Genomic DNA, 1,324 nt, shown 5'->3' on the forward strand with positions numbered 1-1,324 from the left:
GTGCATGCTGAGTCCCGGATTGGCGTTGATCTCCAGGACAAATGGTTGGCCAGAGCCGTCGATCCGGAGATCGACGCGGGCGTAGTCCCGGCACAGGCAGGTACGAAAGGTCGCAACCGAGATATCCCGAAGCACCGTCGCAAGCCTGCTCCCGATCTGGGCCGGGCAAATCTTCGGCGGCCTCGTGACGTACTTCGCGTCCCAAGTCATAAGACGCGTTTCGCGGTCCCCGAAGTCCTGCTCCACCAGTGGCAAAACCTCGGGCTCTCCGTTTCCGAGCAGCGCAACGCAAATTTCCCGCCCCTCGATGTATTCTTCCACGAGCGCATCCTGCGCATACCGCGTGACGATCACCTCCACGGCCTGCTTCAACTGGGCAGGTTCATGCACGAGTTGCAATCCTTGGCTGCTGTCTTCCCGACGCGGCTTTACTACTACCGGGAATCGCAGGTCACCGGTACTCTCGGTCCCGCGACGCATCACGAGAAAATTCGGCGTCGGCACGCCGTTATCGCGGATGAGCGTCTTGGTGATAACCTTGTCGTTCGCTAGCGCGTGTCCGAGTGGATTCGATCCGGTGTACGGAACGCCGGCCATCTCGAGCATGGCCGGCAGGTGGGTGTAACGGCACTCGCCCTGAATTCCCTCCGCCCAGTCGAAGACCATTCCGGAGGGGCGTGATTGCGGATCGGGCGGCATGAACCGCTCGAGCGTAGCAAGCAGTCCTTTGTCGCCTTCACACAGCAGCGTCTCGTGACCGGCCCGTTGCAGTGCCATCAGCACGCTTTCGATCGTCTCACGATCGTATTGCTCCGGACAAGACTGACCGAACCGGTTGATCACGCCCGTATGATCATGGTTCCACACGACGGCTACCCGCATGAGCTACTCCCTTGATGTTTGCCGCTGAAACATTCATTCGCTTAGTTGATCGGAGGGGGCCGGGAAACGGTTGGAATATTGCCTGCCTTGCCCAGATTGGATTCTTTCCGGATGTTGCCTTGTGTTTGATCTGCGAAAGCTTCGCGAACGTGCTCGACCGGAATGGACCTCGCGAAGCGGTCCCGCGCGCCCTCGCGACGGTGTTGGCGGCTCTCATCGTCGTGGCTTGGACGAGCTTGCCTGTTACGTTGGAACTCTTCCTGCGGTACCCGCACTGCTGTTGGTACAGACCGGCTGCATTTTGCTGATCAGTAAGTATCTCGATTTCCGCGTGTTGGAGGGAGTAAGCCCACTTGCCGCTTGGCCGGCCGTAGCGGCGGGCGACGCGCGACTCCAGACGACCATCAGAGACGCAAACAGCAGTGCAGCCGCGAGGGTCAAC

At 60.1% G+C, this 1,324-nt stretch carries 1 protein-coding gene; it reads right to left on the reverse strand.

Translation table 11 applies throughout. The features are described from left to right. Positions 1-882, reverse strand: an 882-nt coding sequence (locus EOA23_RS34760) for an ATP-grasp domain-containing protein (protein ID WP_127307323.1), incomplete at its 3' end; no start/stop codon positions are given. Positions 883-1,324: the final 442 nt, after the last annotated feature.

Source organism: Mesorhizobium sp. M2A.F.Ca.ET.042.01.1.1, assembly GCF_003997405.1.
GTDB lineage: Bacteria > Pseudomonadota > Alphaproteobacteria > Rhizobiales > Rhizobiaceae > Mesorhizobium.